The sequence below is a fragment of the Streptomyces sp. NPDC107454 genome, from assembly GCF_055582885.1.
The window spans coordinates 551,963-573,206 of the sequence record NZ_JBVJPA010000004.1 but is presented as its reverse complement, the minus strand read 5'-3'; the positions used below and the strand labels follow the sequence as shown (position 1 = coordinate 573,206).

General features: G+C 68.3%; 21 protein-coding genes and 2 pseudogenes. 12 read left to right on the top strand and 11 right to left on the bottom strand.

Annotated elements, in window-relative coordinates:
• Window positions 1–308 precede the first annotated feature (308 nt).
• Entirely contained in the window at window positions 309–1,538 is a 1,230-nt protein-coding gene (locus ACZ69M_RS12820; RefSeq protein ID WP_470049273.1) for an FAD-dependent oxidoreductase, read from the bottom strand.
• An 896-nt stretch (window positions 1,539–2,434) separates the two neighbouring features.
• Between ACZ69M_RS12820 and ACZ69M_RS12815 the strand changes: the two genes are divergently transcribed.
• The gene (locus ACZ69M_RS12815) at window positions 2,435–2,908 is read left to right on the top strand and encodes a hypothetical protein (RefSeq protein WP_470049271.1); all 474 of its coding nucleotides are present in this window, start codon (window positions 2,435–2,437) and stop codon (window positions 2,906–2,908) included.
• 646 nt (window positions 2,909–3,554) lie between these two features.
• Here the strand turns inward: ACZ69M_RS12815 and ACZ69M_RS12810 are convergent.
• On the bottom strand, window positions 3,555–4,373 hold the full coding sequence (locus ACZ69M_RS12810) for a dienelactone hydrolase family protein (protein ID WP_470049269.1): 819 nt from the start codon (window positions 4,371–4,373) through the stop codon (window positions 3,555–3,557).
• Between the two features lie 90 nt (window positions 4,374–4,463).
• Between ACZ69M_RS12810 and ACZ69M_RS12805 the strand changes: the two genes are divergently transcribed.
• From ACZ69M_RS12805 to ACZ69M_RS12795, 3 genes and pseudogenes are all read left to right on the top strand, one after another.
• Window positions 4,464–5,435: a GlxA family transcriptional regulator gene (locus ACZ69M_RS12805; protein ID WP_470049267.1), complete on the top strand. Its 972-nt coding sequence runs from the start codon at window positions 4,464–4,466 to the stop codon at window positions 5,433–5,435.
• A gap of 359 nt (window positions 5,436–5,794) precedes the next feature.
• Window positions 5,795–6,617 (top strand): annotated as a pseudogene (locus tag ACZ69M_RS12800) (IS5 family transposase).
• A 234-nt stretch (window positions 6,618–6,851) separates the two neighbouring features.
• Window positions 6,852–7,697: an LLM class flavin-dependent oxidoreductase gene (locus tag ACZ69M_RS12795; protein WP_470049265.1), complete on the top strand. Its 846-nt coding sequence runs from the start codon at window positions 6,852–6,854 to the stop codon at window positions 7,695–7,697.
• Between the two features lie 24 nt (window positions 7,698–7,721).
• On the opposite strand, the pseudogene ACZ69M_RS12790 reads toward ACZ69M_RS12795, so the two are convergent.
• Window positions 7,722–8,754, bottom strand: a pseudogene (locus ACZ69M_RS12790) (winged helix-turn-helix domain-containing protein); the annotation flags it as partial.
• Between the two features lie 1,050 nt (window positions 8,755–9,804).
• On the opposite strand from ACZ69M_RS12790, the gene ACZ69M_RS12785 reads away from it, so the two are divergent.
• Window positions 9,805–10,059: a hypothetical protein gene (locus tag ACZ69M_RS12785; protein ID WP_470049263.1), complete on the top strand. Its 255-nt coding sequence runs from the start codon at window positions 9,805–9,807 to the stop codon at window positions 10,057–10,059.
• Here ACZ69M_RS12785 and ACZ69M_RS12780 read toward each other — a convergent pair.
• Window positions 10,002–10,499 (bottom strand): DUF6083 domain-containing protein, encoded by a 498-nt coding sequence (locus tag ACZ69M_RS12780; protein WP_470049261.1) that lies wholly within the window; start codon window positions 10,497–10,499, stop codon window positions 10,002–10,004. The genes ACZ69M_RS12785 and ACZ69M_RS12780 overlap by 58 nt on opposite strands.
• 428 nt (window positions 10,500–10,927) lie before the next feature.
• Between ACZ69M_RS12780 and ACZ69M_RS12775 the strand changes: the two genes are divergently transcribed.
• On the top strand, window positions 10,928–12,379 hold the full coding sequence (locus tag ACZ69M_RS12775) for an amidase (protein WP_470049366.1): 1,452 nt from the start codon (window positions 10,928–10,930) through the stop codon (window positions 12,377–12,379).
• A 235-nt stretch (window positions 12,380–12,614) separates the two neighbouring features.
• Here the strand turns inward: ACZ69M_RS12775 and ACZ69M_RS12770 are convergent, their stop codons facing one another.
• Window positions 12,615–13,280 (bottom strand): helix-turn-helix transcriptional regulator, encoded by a 666-nt coding sequence (locus ACZ69M_RS12770; RefSeq protein ID WP_470049259.1) that lies wholly within the window; start codon window positions 13,278–13,280, stop codon window positions 12,615–12,617.
• Window positions 13,281–13,352: 72 nt separating this feature from the next.
• On the opposite strand from ACZ69M_RS12770, the gene ACZ69M_RS12765 reads away from it, so the two are divergent.
• From ACZ69M_RS12765 to ACZ69M_RS12755, 3 genes are all read left to right on the top strand, one after another.
• Window positions 13,353–14,201 carry an aldo/keto reductase gene (locus ACZ69M_RS12765; protein ID WP_470049258.1) on the top strand — a complete coding sequence of 283 codons (849 nt, stop codon included), beginning with the start codon at window positions 13,353–13,355 and terminating at the stop codon, window positions 14,199–14,201.
• A gap of 262 nt (window positions 14,202–14,463) precedes the next feature.
• Window positions 14,464–15,090 carry an NAD(P)-dependent oxidoreductase gene (locus ACZ69M_RS12760; RefSeq protein ID WP_470049257.1) on the top strand — a complete coding sequence of 209 codons (627 nt, stop codon included), beginning with the start codon at window positions 14,464–14,466 and terminating at the stop codon, window positions 15,088–15,090.
• A 164-nt stretch (window positions 15,091–15,254) separates the two neighbouring features.
• On the top strand, window positions 15,255–15,626 hold the full coding sequence (locus ACZ69M_RS12755) for a BP74-related protein (protein ID WP_470049365.1): 372 nt from the start codon (window positions 15,255–15,257) through the stop codon (window positions 15,624–15,626).
• A gap of 105 nt (window positions 15,627–15,731) precedes the next feature.
• Here ACZ69M_RS12755 and ACZ69M_RS12750 read toward each other — a convergent pair whose 3' ends face one another.
• Window positions 15,732–16,157 carry a hypothetical protein gene (locus tag ACZ69M_RS12750; protein ID WP_470049367.1) on the bottom strand — a complete coding sequence of 142 codons (426 nt, stop codon included), beginning with the start codon at window positions 16,155–16,157 and terminating at the stop codon, window positions 15,732–15,734.
• On the opposite strand from ACZ69M_RS12750, the gene ACZ69M_RS12745 reads away from it, so the two are divergent.
• Window positions 16,060–16,617 (top strand): polysaccharide deacetylase family protein, encoded by a 558-nt coding sequence (locus tag ACZ69M_RS12745; protein WP_470049363.1) that lies wholly within the window; start codon window positions 16,060–16,062, stop codon window positions 16,615–16,617. The genes ACZ69M_RS12750 and ACZ69M_RS12745 overlap by 98 nt on opposite strands.
• Before the next feature lie 143 nt (window positions 16,618–16,760).
• Here ACZ69M_RS12745 and ACZ69M_RS12740 read toward each other — a convergent pair whose 3' ends face one another.
• Window positions 16,761–17,801 (bottom strand): epoxide hydrolase family protein, encoded by a 1,041-nt coding sequence (locus ACZ69M_RS12740; RefSeq protein WP_470049255.1) that lies wholly within the window; start codon window positions 17,799–17,801, stop codon window positions 16,761–16,763.
• Window positions 17,802–17,838: 37 nt separating this feature from the next.
• On the opposite strand from ACZ69M_RS12740, the gene ACZ69M_RS12735 reads away from it, so the two are divergent.
• Window positions 17,839–18,399: a TetR/AcrR family transcriptional regulator gene (locus ACZ69M_RS12735; RefSeq protein WP_470049253.1), complete on the top strand. Its 561-nt coding sequence runs from the start codon at window positions 17,839–17,841 to the stop codon at window positions 18,397–18,399.
• A gap of 33 nt (window positions 18,400–18,432) precedes the next feature.
• Here ACZ69M_RS12735 and ACZ69M_RS12730 read toward each other — a convergent pair whose 3' ends face one another.
• Both ACZ69M_RS12730 and ACZ69M_RS12725 read right to left on the bottom strand, forming a co-directional pair.
• Window positions 18,433–18,885 (bottom strand): transposase, encoded by a 453-nt coding sequence (locus tag ACZ69M_RS12730; RefSeq protein WP_470049252.1) that lies wholly within the window; start codon window positions 18,883–18,885, stop codon window positions 18,433–18,435.
• Between the two features lie 31 nt (window positions 18,886–18,916).
• Window positions 18,917–19,159, bottom strand: coding sequence for a hypothetical protein (locus ACZ69M_RS12725; RefSeq protein WP_470049250.1), 243 nt, complete (start codon window positions 19,157–19,159; stop codon window positions 18,917–18,919).
• Between the two features lie 250 nt (window positions 19,160–19,409).
• On the opposite strand from ACZ69M_RS12725, the gene ACZ69M_RS12720 reads away from it, so the two are divergent.
• Window positions 19,410–19,808, top strand: coding sequence for a hypothetical protein (locus ACZ69M_RS12720; protein ID WP_470049248.1), 399 nt, complete (start codon window positions 19,410–19,412; stop codon window positions 19,806–19,808).
• A 150-nt stretch (window positions 19,809–19,958) separates the two neighbouring features.
• On the opposite strand, the gene ACZ69M_RS12715 is transcribed toward ACZ69M_RS12720, so the two are convergent.
• Both ACZ69M_RS12715 and ACZ69M_RS12710 read right to left on the bottom strand, forming a co-directional pair.
• Window positions 19,959–20,618 carry a TMEM175 family protein gene (locus tag ACZ69M_RS12715; RefSeq protein WP_470049246.1) on the bottom strand — a complete coding sequence of 220 codons (660 nt, stop codon included), beginning with the start codon at window positions 20,616–20,618 and terminating at the stop codon, window positions 19,959–19,961.
• On the bottom strand, window positions 20,615–21,196 hold the full coding sequence (locus ACZ69M_RS12710) for a DUF3159 domain-containing protein (protein WP_470049244.1): 582 nt from the start codon (window positions 21,194–21,196) through the stop codon (window positions 20,615–20,617). Before ACZ69M_RS12710 ends, ACZ69M_RS12715 begins: the two co-directional genes overlap by 4 nt.
• Window positions 21,197–21,244 lie beyond the last annotated feature (48 nt).

The following is a 21,244-nucleotide window of genomic DNA, read 5'->3' as shown; positions in this document are numbered from 1 at the left end:
ACGGTCACCAGAACAACGGTCACCAGAACAGGCGTGTCGCGCCGGCGGTTGGGGTCTGCGGCTTCGCGACCCGGCATGACACGACCGCCGCATCCTGTGAAGCAGCGGTCTCCCTGGCCTCGTGCCTGCTTTGGGCAGGATCCGTTTGAAGACGGACCGTAGTTCGTCTGCCGCGTTCCCCATGTGCCGTATGCGACGCGCCCAACACTGCTGGCGATGAACGGCGTTTCCGATTCAGCCCCGACGAGTGTGAGAGCACTGCCGCCTGCCCCCACTTCCTCCACCGGGGGTCGGAAGTGCGCCGCAGCTCACCGTACCGACTCGGCGGGCGGACGTTCGCGCATCGCGCCGTAGCCGATGAAGTACGCCGGCACGCGCTTGAGCCACGGTGCGGTGGTGAGCAGTTCACTCATCCGCTCCGCCCACCTGGCTTTCCCTGGCGGGCGTCCCGTGAGCACGGGCGTGATGACCCGCGCATGGGCGAACCGCTGCAGTGCCTGCGTCGCCGCTGTGGTCAGCCACCGGCGCCGCTGGACGCCGCGTACGTCCCGCAGGCCGACCGCGCCCCTGCGCAGCGGTTCGACGAGGTACCGCGCGGCGGCAACTGCGTCTTCGACGGCGAGGTTGATACCGATGCCGAAGACCGGTGACATAGCGTGGGCCGCGTCGCCGATGCACAGCAGCCCAGGGCTGTACCAGCGACGGAGGCGGTCGAGCCGTACATCGAGCATTTTCACCTCCTCCCACGACCGCAGCGCATGCGCCCGGTCCCCGAGCCAGGGCACGGCGGCCGAGAATTCGGCCATGAATTTCTCGAGACCGGCGGCGCGGCGCTCGGCGCTGGTCCCCTTGGGGATCAGCCCGGCACACTGCCAGTACTCCCCGCGGTCGATCATCGCGGTGAGGAACCGGTCGCCGACACCTCCCACAAGCCCGTGCGGGTCGCCTTCCCGTCGTGGCAGCCTGAACCACCAGGCGTCCATGGGGCAGGTGAACTGCCGCAGCCGCAGTTCGGGCCGCGACCGGGCCAGCGAGCCCCGGCCGTCGCAGGCCACCGTGAGGGTGGCCCGCAGTTCGCCGGTACGGCCGTCGGAGGTGCGATAACGCACCCCGGCGACCCGTCCGTGTTCCACCAGGAAGGACGTCGCCTCGGTGCTCATCCGCAGCGAGAAGGACGGCTCTTTTCGGGCCTCGTCGGCAAGGAGGTCGAGCAGGTCCCATTGGGGCACCATCGCCACGTAGTTGTACGGGCCCGGTAGCGCGCTGATGTCCGAGACGGTGATCAGCGAACCATCCGCACCGAGCGGCAACTGGAGCGTGGTCACCCGACGTTGCGGCAGACGGGCGAAGCGCTCGGCCAGACCGAGGTCATCCAGCAGCGCCAGAGTCGACGGATGCACCGTGTCGCCGCGGAAGTCGCGCAGAAAGTCGCCGTGCTTCTCCAGGACCGTGACGGCCACGCCGGCCCTGGCCAGCAACAGGCCGAGAACCATTCCGGCGGGGCCACCGCCCACCACGCAACACATGGTCCGCTCCATCGCAGCCCCACCCTTCGACGACATCGACTACCCGCACTAATGGGACATATACCATTAAAGCCAAGAAACTCCTCGCACAAATTCGTGACGGCCCGAAGGCCCGATGAGCCAGCAGCCGACCCTTCCGCCCTACCGCCGATCCGACCTTCACGGCGGATCCCCTCCCGCTCCACCGGCAGTTGCGCGAGGACCGCCCGTCGCGGCGCGAGTTCAAGCAATGATTGGCCACCCGCTACACAGACGGTTCAGGTTGACCGTGATGACACCTCCGGCCGCCACTCGCTGACCGGTACACGGCCCGCTCCGCCCAGCCGACCCGGGACGTCCCGTGAACGGCGAGGCGGGGTCGCAGGAGACCGGCGGAGCGGTCGGCGTCCCGCGCGTGGTGCCCATCGATCAGTGGGAGCCGGCCGCGTAGATGGCCTACCGGGGCTTCCAACAGCGGCGCCGCATCGACGGACTACGCCTGGACGATCCTCAAACGCCGCGTCACCGACATGCACCGCAAACGCCGGCGCCGGCCCGAGCTGATGGAAGTCGCCGCGTTCGAGGCCGCGCTCGCCGACCCTGCCGACGGCCTCTCAGGGTTTCGACGCCGTAGTCACCGCATGACATCGGGAAGCTGAACTGGTTGGCGTCGACGCCCTCGATGAGGTCGCCCGTCAGATGGAGCCGCCACCGCTTCACTCCGTGGTCGCACCATGCCGAGGGCTTGACTGTCTGCATGTTCGAGCTGGACACCGCGACCACGAGCGGGGTGCCCTGAGCCTCGGACAGGCGCTCAGTCGGTGAGATCACCGGTTTCGGACGGTCCATCTGGCGCGCCGTGGTCAACGAGGCGCAGACGCAGGCGCTTTGGGCCGGCATGTCGGAAGCGGCCAGTAGCCTCAGGCGCCATGGGCATTCAGATCGATGTAGTGGTGGGTTACCCGATCAACGATGAGATGGAGAGAGTGCTCGGGTTGGCCGAGGCGGTCGGCGAGCCCATTGCTGTTACGTTCATGTGGGAGGGGCGTGAAGAGGCGGAACGCGCGGTGCTGGTGCCCGCGGCCACGCTGGCGCTCTGGGAGCATTGGGCCCCCGCCGCCTACCCGACGAGTGGCGCTGGGGATGAGAACCAGGCTGTGGTGGAGGAGCCGGAACTGGCCCACCCAGCGGAATTCGGCGCGTTCACGCTTTTTCGTCGTCGCGTAGGAGGGCGTACGGCGGTCGCTCGCGAAGGCGTGGTGGTCGCCGAGCTCCTGGCCCCCGACGAGGCGCACTGGCTCCAGGAGAAGGCCCGCAATGTCCGCCAGGGCTTCATGGATCCGAAGCAGAAGGCGGCATTCGGGGAGTTCCTTGACCGGCTGGCATCCCCCGGGGATGAGTGACTCGCCGACTTATGCTGCGTGGCAAGTCGGGCAACGACATGCTCGTGCTCCATGTGCCGTCCCAACAGCAGAGCCTCGATCAGCGCTCTGGTCCCGGCCGCCTCGCCGTGGGCGGCTCGAGCCGCGGTCCACCACGCGTCATGAACCGGCGTGAACTTCCTTGCGGCTTTGGCCTGTTCGAGGGCGTCGCGCCGGGAAAGGCACCCGGCTTGCGCATAAGGGCTTCCAGACAGCGGTCCAGAACCAGCGGGGACTCGCCTCTGCCACTGAGACGTTCGTGGTGGGCGACCACCATACGGCCGTCATAGACGACCAAGTCGTTGGCGTGCGGCAGCGGCCCGCAGCCGGCGTCCGATGAAGCGGACAGGAACGGAGCGGGAAGCAACCGTGAGTGAACCGCATAGGGCCGGTCACCGTCCGCTGCAGTCACTGCTGAGGCCGCTGCCGAAGGAGGCGTTCGAGACCGGACGGTGGTAGCTCGGTCTGATGCACACAGTGACAAGCATCGCTAGTGACCACTGGGTAACTTCCTCCGCGCCGGCCGCACCACCCGCTTCCGGCTCGTGCGCGGACGTCCCGGTCGCCATCGCCCGGGGCACCGAGGACCGCCTGCTCCAGACCGCCGCCTGATCAAGCGTGCGGCGAGCTAGGGGTGCAGGCGGGCGGCCAGGTGGGCGAGGATCTCATCCCTTGCCTTCAGCGTGGGGTGGCCGTCCTTGTCGACCAGGTGGGCGGTGGTGACGCTGTGGGGGGTTCCGACGACGTCACGGAAGAACGGGGGCGGGTCGGTGTTGGCGGCGGCGCCCGGTAGGACGCGGCCGTCGAAGGCGTCGCCGAGCAGCGCCCGGTAGGCGGCGAAGCGCCGGCCGGTGCACCAGCGGTCGTTGTCGAACCGGTAGGCAAGGACCGTGAGCCCGTCGCGCTCGACGCGATGCTGGACGGCACGCGCGTCCTCGTCGCTGAGCTCAAGCCCCGCGGGGTCGTCCAGGGGCAGCGACGGGTGGTTGACCACCGGCGCGATGACGGACGGCTCAAGCGTCATGGTCAGGGCGAAGTTGCCGGTGAAGCACAGACCGATCGCGCCGACTCCCGGACCGCCGCACTCGCCGTGCGCCTGCCGCGCGAGGCCGCGCAGCCACGCGGTGACGGGGCTGGTGCCGCCCCCGGCGAACGCACGGAACTCGGCGCTGACGCACGCGCGGCGGACGACCTTCTCCCCGTCCTCGGCCCTGGGGTAGGCCCCGTCGAGGCCGAACAGCGAGGGAACGTACACGGTGAACCCCGCGTCCCGCACCCACCGCGCCAGCCGGAGGACGTCCGGGCTGATGCCAGGCATCTCCGGCATCAGTACGACACCAGGTCCGCCCCCCGAGACGTACACCGTCTTCACCTCCCCGTCAACGTCCACCCGCCTGCGGGAGAAGTCCGTGATCGCGTCGTCAAGACGCCCGTTGGCTGCGTTCATGGGGACAAGCCTGGACCGCCGCTCCCTTGCACCGGGACAGGCCGGATCGCCATTTATAAAGGTAATCTCGCCACGGACGAGGAGGCGGATATGAGCGCGTTGCGGGTCGGGGTGCTGGCCTATCCGGGTTGCTTCGCGTCCGAGGTGTTCGGCGTCCCCGATCTCCTGACGATGGCCGCGCACATCGCCGGCCCGGACCGCGACGGCTACGAGGTGGTAGTCGTCTCGCCCCGCCGTCGCGTCGCCGCATCTGGTGGCGCTGTGCTGGCCGTTTCTCCGCTGCGCGACGTCGATGTCCTGGTCGTGCCCGGCTTCGAACTCGCGCCCGGCCTTGATGTGGACGTGAAACTGACGTCGTTGGCCCCCGAGATCGCGGCGATCCGCTCCCACGCCGCCGCGGGCGACGCCGTGGTCGCGATCTGCGTCGGGGCGTTCCTGCTCGCCGAGGCGGGCCTGCTCGAGCGGCGACGGGCGACGACGGCATGGCTCTTCGCGGACGAACTGGCACGGCGCTGCCCGGACGCCGACGTCCAGCCCGAACAGATGGTCGTCACCGACACGGGAGTGACGACGACCGCCGCCTTCAGCGCCATGTACGACTTCGCGCTGGAGCTGATCCGCCGCCACAGCGGCGCCGACGTGGCGCGGAGGACCGCGCGGGTGGCGCTCGTCGACGACGCACGATCGTCCCAGGCCCCCTACGTCGACGCCGAGCTGCTCCCGCAGCCGGGGAACGAGTTCTCCCGCAGGGTCATGCGGTCGCTCGACCAGAACCTCGCCGCCCGATACGACCTCACCGCACTGTCGGAGACCTTCAGCGTCAGCACCCGGACGCTGCTGCGCCGCTTCGCGCAGGAGACCGGACAGAGCCCGCTGGAGTACCTGCAGACCTCCCGCGTCCGCCGCGCCCGCCACCTCCTGGAGACCACGGACGGCACCGTCGCCGCCATCGCCGCCACGGTCGGCTACCGGGACTCCGGCACCTTCGCAGCCCTCTTCACCCGGCACACCGGACGACGCCCGCGCGACTACCGCACCGCCTTCCGGCGCCGGACGGGCTGACAGGCGAAGGGCCCGCGCGGCGGGGTGCGCGCGGGCCGACCGTCAAATCAGCCAGTGACCGTCAGGTCAGCCGGTGACCGGGAGGTCGCCGGTGACCGGGGCCGGGGCGGGGCCTCACCGGGCGGGGTGGCCGGCGAGGACGGGGTGCCCGGGGTGGACGGCCCTTGGTGTAGACGCGGATCAGCACGTTGCGGCCAGGGCGGGGAAGCTGATCGTCTGAGAGCGAGCGCAGATAGACGCGATGCTGGTACCCCGGCAGCGAGACAGGCACAGGTCCTGGGAATCATGGAGTTGCGACGCTCTGTGATCACCGGAGAGACCTGTGCCTGTGCTGCCGTCATGGCTGACCGAACCCCGTCATGGTGACCGAACCGCTCTGGAGCCAATTCGCGACCCTGCTGTCCGAGCGGCCGGAGTACCACCCGGACCATCCGCTGGGCTGCCGCCGCCCACGGGTCAGCGACCGGATCGTCTTCGACAGGATGCTGCAGTTCCTGCGCTTCGGCTGCTCCTACCAGGCGATCGCCGACACGACCTGCTCGGCCACCACGATCCGCAACCGCCGCAACGAGTGGATCCGGCTCGGCGTCTTCGCCCGGCTCAAGCAGATCGCGCTCGGCTCCTACGACCGGATCGTCGGCCTCGTCCTCGATCAGATCGCCGTCGACGGCTCGATCACCAAGCCCCCGGCGGCGGCGAGGTGGCCGGCCGTTCCCCGGTCGACCGCGGCAAACAGGGCCTGAAACGCGCGGGCATGACAGACGGTTACGACATCCTTCTGGGCCGCGCCCTGGCCGGGGCCAACCGCCACGACTCCCCGCTGCTCGCTCCCTCCTCGACCGCCTGGACGACCTCGGGCCGTTACCCGACGACATCACCGTCCACCTGGACGCCGGCTACGACTCCGACAAGACCCGCACCCTGCTCGACGAACGCGGCCTGCACGGACGCATCGCACACAAAGGCGAGAAGGCACCCATCCAGGCAAGCCGGCGATGGCACGTGGAGCGCAGCCATGCCTGGCAGAACGCCTTCCACCGGCTCGCCCGCTGCTACGAGCACCGGGCCACCGTCATCGACGCATTCTTCGACCTCGCCGACACGATCATCATCGTACGCAGCCTGATCCGGCAGGCATGGACGACCCACCGCCGGCACGAACGCCCGCACCGCCGTCCATGAGTACACGCCTATCCGCGCGGCCCCTTAAGCGATTCCAGACGTCCTGCCTGTAACTGCCGGGGGCACGGGCTCGCCAAATTGGCTTGTCCCACGAACACGGCTCGCCCTAAGGTCAGATCACTTCGACGTCACGCTCCCCAGAAACACGCCGCAGAGCGGGAGCGTCCCACCTTGCTGAGGTGCCGGAGGGGCGGCAGCAGTCTTTGTCGACCCTTCCTTTCGGAGGTCTCCTTCATGAACGTCGGTATCGGCCTACCCATCGGCGACCCGACCACCCTGCTCACCTGGGCCCAGCGCGCCGACGCCGGGCCCTTCAGCACACTCGGCCTGCTCGACCGGCTCGTCTACGACAACCCCGAACCCCTGGTCGCGCTCGCCATCCTCGCGGGCGCCACCTCCCGCATCCGCGTCCAGACCGAGGTGCTGCTCGCCCCGCTGCGCGATACCACCCTCCTCGCCAAGCAGGCTGCCACCTTGGACCGGATGACCGGTGGCCGTCTGGTCCTCGGCCTGGGCATCGGCGGCCGGGACGACGACCACCAGGTCACGGGGATCGACAAGCGCACCCGAGGCCGACGCCTCGACGAGCAGATGGCGGTGATGCGCCGCCTCTGGTCCGGCGAGCCCTACAGCGACGGCGTCGGCCCGATCGGCCCCGCGCCCGCCCGGCCCGGCGGCCCCGAGGTGCTCTTCGGTGGCTTCAAGCCCGTCGCGCTCGAACGCGTTGCTCGCTGGGGGGACGGCTTCCTCGCCGCCGCGGCGCCCTCGTGGGCGGGCGGCCTGTTCGACACGGTCCGCAGCTTCTGGAAAGAGTACGGCCGCGACGGCGAACCGCGCATCGTCGCGCAGGTCAACGTCGCCCTCGGCCCTCAAGACGTGATCGACGACGCCCAGGCCAACATGCACGCGTACTACACCTTCACCGGCATGGCCGACCGGATGGTCGACGGATTGCTCACCACGCCCACCGAGATCCGCGATGCGATAGCCCGCTTCGCCGACCTCGGCGCCGACGAGGTCATGCTCTACTGCTACGGCCTCGACCCGAACCAGGTAGACCGCCTCGCCGACGTCCTTTGACGGCTTACTGACTTCGGCGTTCCAGGGCCGGTTCGGTCTGTCGAGGGCAAGGCCGATCCCGGCGAGGAATCCGCTGAGGATGCTGTGCCGGTACTGCAGCGCCTTGAGTCGCCTGCGGAGGAGGCTCTCCCATTCGCCGAGGGAACGGGCTGCCAGGTTGGCCATGCTCCGCTTGACAGGCGCCCACATGCACTCGACCGGGTTGAGTTCCGGCGCATGCCGGGCAGCTGGACCACCGTAGGCATTCCCGCTCGGCCACGAGCACCTGCATCGCCTTGGAGGTGTGGGTGCTCAGCCTGGCCACACCACGAGCTGCGGGGCTTTGAGCAATTGGTGAGCGCCGTCAAGCAGGTTGATGTCATCCGCTCTCGCCGAGCGAGCGGCGTTCGCCCTTGCGGCCGGTATGCCGGCGCATCCGGTAGCACAGGCGGGCGGGCCGGGCCGGTAGCACAGCAGCCCGGCCACCGACAGGCGGCCACGGCTACGGCCGGACAGCCGCACCGTTGGGGGGGCCGCCGCGTCGGCCCCAGGTGCGGCTCTTGGGCGGCCGGTCACGCCCGCTTCATCCTCGAAGCAGAGGAACGCGCCGGTCGCCGCCCGGAGAGTATTACCTCCTGCCAGGTCGCCTCCTGTCAGGTCGCCTCCCACCATGCGGCGATCGCGTCTTCGTCACGCTCGGCGGCGGGTCTGTCCGGCATCTGCACGCAGTAGCCCATGCGGTGCAGCAGCTGGGTGACGCCGGAGACGCTGTAGGAGAGGTGGAACTTCCGCCCGATCAGCGTGCGCACCCTTGCGACGCTCCACACCTGGTCGTCCGTCCAGCCGTGCGCGGCCTGCCCTTCGTCCAGCCATGCGGCGAGCTTGGCCTGCAGGTCGGGGCGGAGTCGGCAGTCGTAACCCGTGGGCCCCTTCGAGCACAGCGCTTCCGGCCCACCCAACTCCCGGGCGACGCAAGGTACTTTGGCGTCCCACTTCAAAGGCCTGCGGCCCGTATGCATACCTCTTCGCGGCGTTTGCGCTGCTCGGCGGTCAGCCCGCCCCCGTCTGGATACCGGATGCCTCCGGGCTGACGCCGCAGGCAGTACAGCTCTGTTCGGGGTAGGCAGGACACTGCCGTGCCGCTGATCACCGGTGGATGCGTCCGTTGAAGCACGGCCGCATCAACCGCAACCGTCGCAGATCGCGGATCCACGTTCGCACTGGTGCAGCACGAGCCACGGCCGCGGAGGTTGCCGACGTCGTCAGCAATGGAATGATCGAGACGTTCCTGTCCGGCCGCTCGGTGCCGGCCGTCCCGGTCACCATACGGAAGGTCAGCGATGACTACCTTGCGGTCACCACCATCGCTCTGGACGACCGGCCACTGGCAAACCGAGACCGGCCCGTACGGAGATGCGACAGGCGTACGAAAACTACCCCGGCGGGGATGGATCCCGGCCAGGTCTGCGACGTGTGTGTGGTCATGAAGGGCTGTCGCCAACGCGGCGAAAGACTCCATGAGCCTTCAACCGAACGATCGTCGAGCTACTGGTGTCCGTCGTCAACGACTCTCAGCAGTATCGACGTTCGGCCCGAGCGAACCCGTCACTGAAACCATCGGCGTAGCCGCGGGAGTAGTCACCCATCTTGTGCCCGTGGTCTCCACGAAGTCTGTTGTTCCTGTGGCAGTCGTCCCTGGCGTCCGAGTACCCGTCCCGGAAGCCGTCCCTGTATCCCTGCCGGTAGTCACTCTGATGGGAAACGTTCGTGGTCACACTGACGGGAGCGGCACTTGGTGTGGCCGCTGAAGCCTGCTGAAAACCAACAGGGGCGAGGGCGATAGTGGCAGCGAAGAGGGCGGCGCTCAGGACGGCCGCCCGCTTGCCATTGCTAGCACGCATGACTGTGTCCCCTTCCGGGATCTATGTCATATGTGGTCACTTTCCACTCTAATCGCCCTTCTGGGTGACGCAACTCGCCGGCACCTCACGACGACACGGCGCCCTACAAGGCGTGAACGACCCTCCCACCGCCCGGAGTTCGGGCTCATGTCCGGTTCGCGACCTTGCCCGTCATGCCCCACCCCCACCCGCACCGTGATCAGGTCGACCGACGACAAGGGGGGCTTGTGGCGATCTTCGGCAAGGGGAACGGCGACGGCGACGTGCTGCACCAGATCCTGAGCGAACTCGCCTCTCTACGGCAGCAGATGGCAGGCCAGCAGCACACCATCTACCCAGCACGCCAGGACACCAACGCGGCAATCACGACCGTGTTCACCGAAATCCGGGCCGCAGTCCGCGACGGTCTCGAGCGGAGCCGGCCCTACGCGCTCGCCGCCGGCTCGCCCGCATCCGGCCGACCGAACCGCGGCGGATTGTAGAGACGCTGCGCCTGCCTCTCGTTCTCCCCGCGCATGACCGTCAACCACATCCACGGATTCACCTCCGGCAGCCCCGGGCACACCAGACGGTGCGGAATCCGGCACACCGAGCCCGGCGTCGGCTCCGCCAGCCACGGATTCCACGCCACCCCATCCGCATTGATCAGCCAACGGAACCGCGGCGGCACCATGTGCGCGGGCACCACATTCACCGGATCCAACCGCTCCAGCAGCACCCACGCCTTCGACAGCGTCGGGAACCGGTCCGCCTCCAACCCGCACTCCCGGCACACCGGCGGCAGCGGAGGAGCAGGCGCGATCGCCCCCTCCTCCCGAGCCTCAATCCGATCCGTCACCTGCTCGACCCGGCCCCAGTAGTCGTCATCCGACTCGTCCGGCCGCCGCTCAGGCAGCACAATCCCGTCCTCGAAAACCCCCATACGGTCAGAGTCCGCAACCAAGCGGCATATGCGTAGAGCGCGAATCGGACGGGGCAGCCGGGACTGAACAGACCCCCAGCGGCACGCGGGGCACGCCACGCCGCTCGCAGGGCCACACGGCGCGCACGTGACGGCCGGACAGGCGCGCTGGACAGAGCGACGCCCACCGGCGGGGTTCACAGAGAGGCCCTCCGGTCCGGCCATGACTCAACCCGGCCGCACAATGGTGGCTGTCATCCAAGAGGTTGAGCAGGCTGAACACTGAGTCTGGACAGCGTTTCACAGGCGAAGCCGCCGCGCGTCGCCTTGGCCGGCGGTCGGGCGAATCGTCTGTCGCCGAAGAGAGACATCATGAGTATGGGGACACCCATCCCATTGTGCGAAGCGGCATTTCATGGCCTCTTCCACTGGCCGATACGGTCGGATTCATGGAGTGGAAATTTTCGACTGCCGAAGAACTCGCGGCTGCCTTGCGTGCCGGTGAAGTGACCTCGACGGAACTGACCGACGAGGCGATCACCCGTATCGAGCGGGACGACAAGGCGATCAACGCGATCTGTGTGCCGGACTTCGAACGTGCACGGGCCGCCGCGCGCGATGCCGACCAGGCGCGCGCCCGCGGTGAGGACCGGCCGCTGCTCGGCATTCCGGTGACGGTCAAAGAGTCCTACAACATCGCCGGGCTGCCCACGACCTGGGGCATGCCGCAACACCGGGGCTATGTGCCGGCCGAGGACGCGGTACAGGTGTCGAGGCTCAAGGCCGCCGGCGCGGTGGTGCTCGGCAAGACCAATGTGCCCTTGGGGCTGCAAGATATCCAGAGCTTCAACGAAATCTACGGCACCACCAACAACCCGTGGAACCACGGCCGCACGCCGGGCGGATCCTCCGGCGGATCAGCGGCGGCCCTGGCGTGCGGATTCGGCGCGCTGTCCATCGGCTCCGACATCGCCGGTTCGTTGCGCACCCCCGCGCATTTCTGCGGTGTCTACGCACACAAGCCGACACTCGGGCTGGCGGCGAACCGCGGTATGGTCCCGCCGTCCGCACCGGCCTTGCCGGTCGACGCCGACCTCGCCGTCGTCGGTCCGATGGCGCGCACTGCCCGTGACCTCACGCTCCTGCTCGATGTCATGACCGGACCGGATCCGTTGACGCTCGGCGTGGCGCACCATTTGAGGTTGCCGCCCGCGCGCCACGAACGGCTCCGCGACTTCCGGGTCTTGATCCTCGACGAGCATCCGCTCATTCCGACCGGGTCGGCGGTGCGGGCGGGCGTGAACCGAGTCGCCGACGCGCTTGCCGACGGCGGTGCCCGCGTCGAGCGGCACAGTCCTCTGCTGCCCGATCTGACCGAGGCCGGGACGCTCTACAGCCAGTTGCTGGTTTCGGGCTCCGTCGCACGTTTTCCCGTCGAACCGTACGATCGGCTGCGGACCCGCGCCGGCGGACTGAGCGCGGACGACAAGAGTCTCGACGCGGCACGGCTGCGCGCCATGGTGTTCAGCCACCGCGACTGGCTCCAGGCGAACAACCGCCGCGAACTGCACCGTCACGGCTGGCGGCAACTGTTCGCCGAGTTCGATGCCGTGGTGTGCCCGATCACACCCACTCCCGCGTTCCCGCACGATCACAACCCCAATCCGCTGGAACGCCGGGTCGACATCGACGGCGTCGAGTACCCGTACTTCGACCAGCTCGTCTGGGCGGGTCTGGCCACCATGCCCGGACTCCCCGCCACCGCCATACCAGCGGGCCGGTCCCCCGAGGGTCTGCCGGTGGGAGTGCAGCTCATCGGTCCGATGTTCGAGGACCGCACCCCGTTGCGGCTGGCCGAGCTGCTCGAGCAGAAGATCGGCGGCTTCCAGGCGCCGAAGTAGGGCGCACTGCCTGGGTGTCCGTCGAGGACGAGGTGCGGATCACGGATCACGGATGACGACGAGATCCTCCGAATGCGCGCAGTCGCTGCCCGGCACGCGCATGTCACCCGCTTCCAGCAACACGACAGGAGGCCGTCGCCTCAGGTGAGGCAGACCTTCGATGGAGAGTGTCTTGGCGGTGCGGCGACCGGACGCACATCCTGGACAGCGCCGCGACTTCATTGACGGAGGTTGATCACCCGCGGGTCAGGCCCAGCTCGCCCGCGCGGATCCCGGCCTGGAATCGCGAATCCGCGTCCAGAGCGACGAGGAGTTCGGCGACCCGGCGGCGGTAGGTACGCAGCGACATGCCGAGTTCTCGTGCGGCTGCCTCGTCGGTGGCACCAGAGCCGAGTGCCCGCAGGACCGTGCGTGCCCGAGCATCCAGCTGGGGGCGATCGGGGCTGAGAAGGACCTCGAGGTCAGCGGCGGTCTCCCAGGCGGCTTCGAACAGCGCATAGGCCCCGCTGACCAGCGCGGGCGCGACACTCATGGCGTACTGGCGGTGCCCGCGGACGGCCGGGCCGGCGGTCACAGGCTCGGTGAGGATCATGGTCCTCCGGTCGATGAACACCATTCCCTGCGGCAACGGGGCGGCGGCGATGCGAACCTGGAATCCCTGGGCGGCCATCTCACGCAAGGTCCACCGGTCGTGCTGGTCGGTGAGCACGGCAGGACTGAAAAGCTTGCGGACCAGATTCGCTCCGCCGTGCCGTGCCCGCAGGTGGGCACTCTCACGAGCGCCGGGCCAGGTGTCGAGGTCGCAGGAAACGTTGACGAACTCCATTTCACCTGCGGTGACGACAGGTGCCAGCCGGGCTTGGAGTTCAAGATCGCCGCGGAGCGTCATGATCTCTGCCATAGGTCCAGTATGCCGTTGGCAGCAAACTGCCAATGGCTGGCCTGTACGAAACGGGCCGCGCACGCTGGCTCCATGAGCGACTCCTTCCGCTTCGGCGGCGACCTGCCCGTCAACCGCCTCGGCTTCGGCGCCATGCGCCTCCCGTCCCAGCAGGGCATGAACGGACCCGCCCGCGACCCCGAGACCGGGCGTGCCGTACTGCGCCGCGCTCTCGAACTCGGCGTCAACCACATCGACACCGCCGACTTCTACTTCAGCGACGACGGTAAGGTCCGCGCCAACACCCTGATCCGCGAGGCCCTCCACCCGTACCCGTCCGACCTCGTCATCGCCACCAAGGTGGGCCCCCACGTCAGCCTTGACGGCATCTCCGCGGCCCCTGCGGCCGACATGCGTGGCCTGGTCGAGGCCAACCTCGAAAGCCTGGCCGTCAGCCGCCTCGACCTGGTCTACCTGCGCATCGGCCTCATGGAACCCCCGCACGGCGAGTCGCTCGCCGCACGCTTCGAGGCGCTCGCCGCACTGCGCGAGGAGGGCCTGATCCGCCACCTCGGCCTCAGCAACGTCGACGCCGACCACCTCGCGGAGGCCCGCACCATCGCACCCGTCGTGGCCGTGCAGAACCAGTACCACGCCGACCGGCGCGACGACGCGGACCTCCTGGCCGCCTGCGAGGAGCTGGGCATCGCCTTCGTGCCCTTCTTCCCGGTCGGTGGCGGTCGGGACCTCAGCGACGAGCGGCTGGCCAAGGTCGCAGCCCGGCACGGCGCCACCGTTCCCCAGATCGGCCTGGCCTGGTTGCTCGCCTCCTCCCCGGTCACCTTGGCCATCCCCGGCACGGGGTCCCTCGCGCACCTGGAGGACAACGTCGCCGCCGGATCGATCACCCTCACAGAGGAAGACCTCGCGGACCTCGCCTGAACGCCAGCCGTGGTGCACGGGTACGGAGGAGTCGGTGATCGACTACTTGATGATCGCCTCGCCGCCGACGGGCGACGGAATACGTTCCCGACGACGACCCGGTGGTCATCATCGGCTGCAAGACCACCCGGAACCATCAGCTCATCGCAGCCGAGAAAGAAATCAACCGCCGGGCCGGGCGCGAACGAACACGGCTCCGCGAACCTCAAGACCCGGCAGATCCGGGCTTCCCCCTCGCCTCAACCCGGAAGATTCCCCTGACATGAAGCTGCTCATCCTGGGCGCCACCGGTCCCACCGGACGCCATCTCGTCGACCTGGCCCTGCGATCCGGTGACTCGGTCACGGCCTTCGTGCGCAACCCGGGGGCTATGGGCGACCTTGCCGCGCGAGTCACGCCGGTCATCGGGGACGCCACTTCGCAGCGTGATGTCTCCGCCGCCGCAGTCGGGCACGACGCGATCGTCTCCGCCCTTGGCAGAGGCAACTCCGTGCGCGCCGACGGCCTCTTCACGCGCTCCTCGGCGGCCGTGATCGGCGCGGCCGAGGAAGCGGGCGTCTCCCGGCTGGTGTGGCTGTCGTCGTTCGGCGTCGGCAGCACCTACGACTGGGCGAGCGGACCGCAGAAGATGATCTACCGCACGATTACGCGAGCGATCTACGCAGACAAGGAGATCGCGGACGAGCGCATCCGCAACAGCGGTCTGGATTGGACCATCGTCTACCCCACCCGGCTGACCCACGGCCCGGCCAAGGGGACCTACAACGCGAGGGACCGGTTGCCGATGGAGGGCAACCCGACGATCAGCCGCGCAGACGTGGCCGACTTCATGCACCAGTCGGTCCACAGCGACGAGTGGATCCACCGCAGCCCCGTGATCACCGACTGACACTCGCCGCCGGAAGACTTCCCTGACTCCATCCCCGGCCGATCGGCGGCGACCTCACCCCGCTTCGCCACGAAGGCTTCACCGGCAGCTCACGCCGCAACTGGCCGGCCGCGAGAGGAGATGGCCAGGCACCTGAGACGGAATCGCGGCTGTCGCTGTGAGACATCCCGAACAACAGCAGGCCACGACATGATCACCTTAAGAGATATTCAGCCACTCTCCGTGACGGAACGGGCGCCGCGTACTTCAACCTGCGGGACGTCGAGGGGTCGGACTTCCCGCTCATGCTCAACAACGCCGCGAAGATCAAGGAAGCCCGCGAGATCGTCGCTACCGAGCAGCACAAGAGCGTCATCGGGCGGATCGTAAAGAGGTCCACGAGCTACGGCACTCAGTGGGACCTTCACTACACACCCCCGGCACGGTCTCCTTCGCCGACCTCACCATCGAGGTCTGCGACCGGCGGCCCGTGCCTGCCCGGTCTGTACTGGTGCCCCTGGACCGGTCGCCTGACGGCCGAAGTCCCCACACCGTAACCCCGCCGCACAGCTCCGCCACGGAGGGGATCCTTGAGGGTCACAGCGGCAGCCGCGTGGTGGAGGGCGTGTCAGCCGGTTGCAGGGAAGCAGCCTGAAATAGGGTCAGGTGGGGCAGGTACGGGAGACCGGCGCAGTGAAGCGACACAACAGGCGGAGCAGGTTCGACACGTCGCTGACGGGCGCGGTTGCGGTGGCCCTGACAGCCGGCAGCTGCGGCGTGGGCGGTGGCGGCGGAATCGGTCCGACCGCCACCGGCGACGGTCCCAGCACGGCGCGGAGCGTCGCCGCCGACGCTGCCGCCTGGCAGAAGTGGGGGCTGACTCCGCTGCCGACGCCCCCGGAAGCCCCAGCCGACAAGCCCGTCAGACTTTCCGCCACCGGATCAGTCCCGGTCTTCGCAAGCATGCCAACGACGCGCAAGGTCGTCTTCATCACCATCGATGACGGGACGGAGAAGGATCCCAAGTTCATCGAGATGATGCGGGACTTGAAGATTCCCATCACGATGTTCCTGATGAACGACGCCATCAAGTCGGACTACGGGTACTTCAAACCGCTGCAGGCGATGGGCAACCACATCCAGAACCACACCCTGCACCACCCCGCGATGAACACCATCCCGCTGACCCGGCAGAGGGAAGAAGTGTGCGGCGACCAGAACGTCCTCGCCAAGCAATACGGCACCGCGCCGCTGCTGTTCCGCCCGCCCTACGGCAAGTACGACAAGAACACCGAGGTCGCAGTGGGTGAGTGTGGGCCCCGGGCGATCATCTGCTGGCGGGAGTCCATGCAGATCACCGACATGCGGTACCAGGGGGCCGACAAGAAGCTGCACCCCGGCGACATCATCCTCGCTCACTTCCGCGGGCCCAAAGAACTCAACGGCACCACGATGACGAAGATGTTCGGCAATCTGCTCCAGCGCATCCACGAGCAGGGGTTCGCAGTGGCGCGCCTGGAGGACTACATTCAACGACCGGCAGGATGAGTCCGTGGGGAGAAGCTCTCGGCACACCACCAGTACGGACAGGACTCACCACCGGAGCCGCAGCTAGGCTCTTCGCACGCGCCACGGCATGGGCCGTGCCGGGTGTACGGCGTTGCAGCGGTGGAGCATCCGCGAGCTGCGTCTCAGCCGCCCAGTGTGACCGCACGGTGCACGTCGCCGGCGTAAGCCTCGGGCTGTTCCCAGGCTGCGAAGTGGCCGCCGGCTGGGTGTTCCACATAATCGCAAACGTTGAGGAACGCCTCGGCGTAGCTTCGCGGCTCCGGTTTGATGTCGCGCGGGAACACGGAGAGCACGGTCGGCGTGTCGATCCGGTCAGGGAGGGTGACCGGTTCGACATAGGTGGTGAATGAGGTGCCGATCGTGCCGGTGACCCAGTAGGCGGTGACCCAGGTGAGAAGCTCGTCCGGAGTGAAGGCCGACTCGTCGGACCAGGACTCCAGCTTCTCGACGATCCACGCCGCGAGACCGGCGGGTGAGTCGCCGAGGGCGACGGCGAGCGTGTTCGGCCGCGTCGACTGCTCCGCGATGTACCCTCCCTCGGTCCGGAACCACTGCGCCGCCCGGCCGAGGTAGGCCGCCGCGTCGGGCGCGAGCTTCGCGGGGTCCGCCGTGAGCGCATGCTGCGGGGCAATGTTCGTGAGGTGCAGGGCGGCCACCCTGTCCGGGTGTTCGGCCGCGAGGAGTTCCGCGACGGTGCCACCCACGTCCCCGCCGGACACCGTGTACCGCGCGTAGCCGAGCTCATCGAGAGCGTCCGCGATGATCCCGGCGATCCGGTTGACCGACATACCGGGAACGGTGAGCGGGGCCGCGAACGGGAAGCCCGGCAGCGCGGGCACCACCACGTGCAGGTCCGCGAGCAAGGGCAGGACCCGCTCGAACCGCAACACCGAGTCCGGCCAGCCATGCAGCAGCACGACAACCGGGGCGCCAGGATCCGCGGACCGCTGGTGGATCACACGCAGGTCGGTGTCGCCTGCCCGCACCGTCACCCAGGGGAACTCGCCGATACGGCGCTCGTGCACGCCCCAGTCGTACCCGTTGGCCCAGCGTTCGAGCAGTTCGTCGAGGTGGGTGCCGCTGATGCCGCGCGTCCTGTCGTCACTCCACGGGGTCGTGACACGCCGCGTCCGCTGGAGTCGTTCCCGCATCTCGTCGCTCATGTGTATCAGCGTACACATGATGTGTATGCTCGTACACATGACCTTGCGCGATGCAGCCGCCACCAGGCAGCGGATCCTGGAACACGCCCAACGCCAGTTCGCCCAGCACGGGTACGCGGCGGTCACGGTCAAAGGCGTGGCCGACACGGCCGGCGTGTCACCCAACCTCATCACGCGCTATTTCGGCGGCAAGGACGGCCTGTTCCTGGCGGCGACCCGGGTGGAGATCCCGGTCTCGAACTCCTTCGACGGTGACCGCTCCGCGCTGGGTTCGCGCCTCGCGGCGAGCATCGTCCGGCGCTGGTTCGGTGCACCCGGGGAGGATCCGCTGCTCGTGCTGCAACGCGCGTCCGGCGAACGTCCGGAGGCGGCGGAGGCGCTGGCCGCCTTCCTCGACATGAACTCGTTGGAGCCGCTGCACCGCTACCTGCGCGACACCGGCCTGGACGACGCGGACGCCCGCAGCCGAGCCGCAGCGATCGACGCCTTCGTGCTCGGCGTCTCGACCCGCCGCCGGATCCTGCGTTCCGAACTCGGCGACCCCGCCGACCTCCAGGCCTGGCTGAGCGCCACCATCCAACGCCTCGCCGACGGGTGATGCACGACAGCAAGAAGTACTGAAGCTCCGCGATCACGGCACCGGCGCCGTGACCCAGCATGTTTGAGGTGAGGGGGTCAGGCTGCTCGGGTGGCGGGCGTTGGCGTCGCGCCGACGCAGGTAGGGGTGCAGTTTTCGGGCCAGGACGGTGTGGTTCGGGTGGTTCGAGCCGGCGATCACGAACGTGCGTAACGGCCTGAACCGGGCCTCGATCGGGTTGACCCAGAACGCGTGGGTCGGGGTGAAGCGCAGTTCGGCCTTGTGCCGCGCCACCCATGTTCGGATCTTGGCGCCCTTGTGGGCGGACAGGTTGTCCAGGATGACGTGGATCGGTGCTCCGTCCGGCCGCGCTCGGCGGATGGATTTGAGTGCGGCAAGAGTGTTCGCGGCGCTTTTGCGCCGGTGGACGACACCCCAAAGCTGGGCGTCGCCCACGCGGTAGCAGCCATGGAGCTGCCGGACGCCGTGCAGCTTGTGATAGTTCACCGGCGGCCGGTCGGGATGCCCCGCGGGCGCCCTATCCGGCGCCCGCCCACGGGCGGATCGCGAGGGGTCCGAAGTCGTCGAACGCGAACACGCACTGCGGGAAGCGCCCGGTTACGTACTCAATGCGGGCAAGTTTGGCATCCTGGTCGGGGTCGGTGGACTCCTTCCACGACTTGGTCCGCTGGAAGGTGATGCCGTGCCGGTGCAGGATCTGCCGCAGCCCCGGCCTGAACGCCACGACGCCGCTCAGCCGACAGGCCGGACGGCGTGTCATCCAACTGACAACGAAGTGAGTCGGTGGCAGCCCTCTGACCGGGACGACTGGGTTGACTGTCAAACAGCCATCTCGGTATGTGCGCGGTGAGGCAGCGCGGTGGTCATCCGACACCAGTTACGAGGTAGTGACAATCGGGGGCCAACTGCTTGGCGCACCGAATGCTCTTCTTCGGTGAAAGCGCGCCAATTATGCAGCTATGAAACTTAGTTGGTGCAAAGGGAACGAAGAGATCCAAGGAGAGCTGAGCATGAAGCTTGGTATGAAGCGGCTCGCGGTAGTCGGCGCGCTGGGTGTGGCCTCAGCAGCACTGGCGGTATCCCCGGCGTTCGCGAAGAGCGACATCTCGATTCAGGCCACCCCCCACACCGCGCATGCCGGCCACGTGGTGAAGGTACACGGCCAGGGTGACGACGACGCTGAGCAGTACACCGTGCTCGTCATACAGGAGCGGTCCGGCAAACCCGGTCACTGGAGCCGCTGGCACGCCGTCACGCGGAGCTTCAACGGCGATGCGCGCGCGAACGTCAAGGCCACGCACGCGGGCGAGCTGCAGTTCCGTTCAGTGCTGTACTCGACCGACAGGCACCACCAGCACGCGAAGACGGATCGCATCTCCACGCCAGTTACCGTCCACGTCGTCCGCTAGCCAACGCAAGAGCACCGCACGCTGATCGACCGCCTTCCCCGGAACGAGAGGGTCGTTCCGGGGAAGGCGGCACCGCTCCCCGCAAGACGAAACGGCTGGGTTCGGCGATGGTGCCCGTTCCAGTGCCAGGTGCCGCCGGCCGTCCCCTGATCACTTGGGTTGCTGCGCGGCCCCTCCTCGTCCTTTGACGAGACGCAGAGCCATCCGCGTCACCGGCAGCAGCGCCCAGCACAGCGATGCCCAGTGCGTGGCCAGCGCGACAGGGATCGAGACCACGAAGGTCACGATCATCGCGTCCACCCACGCCAGGGTGTCCCCGACAACCCCGTGCGGGTCGTCGGGGCGCAGCATCCCGGACCTGCGCAGGTCCGCGAAGGCCAGTCTGAAGAACAGGCCGGTCAACGCCTGATTGGCCGCGTACATGATGAACTGGACCTGGAAGGCGTCGGCCTCACTGGTCAGCAGTTTCGTCGTGAACGGCGTGATGACGATCATCAGCAGCCACAACAGGTTCCAGCGGATGGCGCCGCCCGACAGTCTGGTCGCGTACCGGAAGAGGCGCTGATGGAGCATCCACTGCATGGCGATGGCCGTGAAGCTGACGAGGAACGCGAAGTACTCCGTCAGGTGCTCGCGCATGAAGTGCAGCACGCCCGTGTTGCCGTGGACGTCCGCACCCGGGACCGGCAGCTCCAGGGCCAGCAGCGTGATGGCGATGGCCACCACCGCGTCCGAGAAGTAGATCAGCCGTTCCGGACTCGCCGGCTCGGTCTGGTCGGCCTGCTCGTGCGTCTCGGTGTGAGTGGTCATGCCATGGCCCGTCCGGCAGCGGCCTTGGCTCGGTCGGCGTAGCGGCCGGAAAGGACGAACGGGACGACGAACGCCAGGATTTGGACCGTGACCAGCGGCACGGTCGCGGCGTGCTCGTACTGGATCACGAAGGCACAGGCGAGTGCGCCGAGGGTGAACGCGGCTGCCCAGATGGTCGTCAGGACCATGTTGACCCTGATGAACCGGGGCGCGTTCCAGAACTCCCGGGGCACCTCGGCGCGGGCGAAGGTCAGGGTGAACGGGCGGCGTACGGCGATGGAGGCCAGGGCCGTGGCCGCCAGGGTGCCGTTCGCCAGCGCGCAGATCCAGTGCCGCAGCCCCGAGGCCGGGTCCGCCAGCGCGACAGCAGCCATGGCCACGAAGAAGGCGCAGGTGGCAGCGCCCAGGAGGTCGACACTGCGAGCGCGGAGCTGCCCGGCGAGCAGACACAGCGCGGCCAGTGCGGCGGCGCCCGTACCCAGTCGCCAGTCGACCGGGCTCAGGGCCGCATAACACAGCCAGGGCGCGAAACCGCGGACGTAGTTCACCGGTGTCTCCTCCGTGAGTCGAGAGTCCACTATTGGACGGTCGAAGTATGACCGGTCAATCTTGAACCGTCCAGCCAT

Excerpts from the sequence above, each read along its gene's own strand:
- ACZ69M_RS12740 (WP_470049255.1), bottom strand. The coding sequence starts at position 17,801 with ATGAGCGACGAGATGCGGGAACGACTCCAGCGGACGCGGCGTGTCACG.
- ACZ69M_RS12725 (WP_470049250.1), bottom strand. The coding sequence starts at position 19,159 with ATGACACGCCGTCCGGCCTGTCGGCTGAGCGGCGTCGTGGCGTTCAGG.
- ACZ69M_RS12770 (WP_470049259.1), bottom strand. The coding sequence starts at position 13,280 with ATGGCAGAGATCATGACGCTCCGCGGCGATCTTGAACTCCAAGCCCGG.
- ACZ69M_RS12805 (WP_470049267.1), top strand. The coding sequence starts at position 4,464 with ATGAGCGCGTTGCGGGTCGGGGTGCTGGCCTATCCGGGTTGCTTCGCG.
- ACZ69M_RS12775 (WP_470049366.1), top strand. The coding sequence starts at position 10,928 with ATGGAGTGGAAATTTTCGACTGCCGAAGAACTCGCGGCTGCCTTGCGT.
- ACZ69M_RS12780 (WP_470049261.1), bottom strand. The coding sequence starts at position 10,499 with ATGGGGGTTTTCGAGGACGGGATTGTGCTGCCTGAGCGGCGGCCGGAC.
- ACZ69M_RS12815 (WP_470049271.1), top strand. The coding sequence starts at position 2,435 with ATGGGCATTCAGATCGATGTAGTGGTGGGTTACCCGATCAACGATGAG.
- ACZ69M_RS12760 (WP_470049257.1), top strand. The coding sequence starts at position 14,464 with ATGAAGCTGCTCATCCTGGGCGCCACCGGTCCCACCGGACGCCATCTC.
- ACZ69M_RS12715 (WP_470049246.1), bottom strand. The coding sequence starts at position 20,618 with ATGACCACTCACACCGAGACGCACGAGCAGGCCGACCAGACCGAGCCG.
- ACZ69M_RS12720 (WP_470049248.1), top strand. The coding sequence starts at position 19,410 with ATGAAGCTTGGTATGAAGCGGCTCGCGGTAGTCGGCGCGCTGGGTGTG.
- ACZ69M_RS12810 (WP_470049269.1), bottom strand. The coding sequence starts at position 4,373 with ATGAACGCAGCCAACGGGCGTCTTGACGACGCGATCACGGACTTCTCC.
- ACZ69M_RS12750 (WP_470049367.1), bottom strand. The coding sequence starts at position 16,157 with ATGGCGTCGTTCATCAGGAACATCGTGATGGGAATCTTCAAGTCCCGC.
- ACZ69M_RS12820 (WP_470049273.1), bottom strand. The coding sequence starts at position 1,538 with ATGGAGCGGACCATGTGTTGCGTGGTGGGCGGTGGCCCCGCCGGAATG.
- ACZ69M_RS12795 (WP_470049265.1), top strand. The coding sequence starts at position 6,852 with ATGAACGTCGGTATCGGCCTACCCATCGGCGACCCGACCACCCTGCTC.
- ACZ69M_RS12765 (WP_470049258.1), top strand. The coding sequence starts at position 13,353 with ATGAGCGACTCCTTCCGCTTCGGCGGCGACCTGCCCGTCAACCGCCTC.
- ACZ69M_RS12735 (WP_470049253.1), top strand. The coding sequence starts at position 17,839 with ATGACCTTGCGCGATGCAGCCGCCACCAGGCAGCGGATCCTGGAACAC.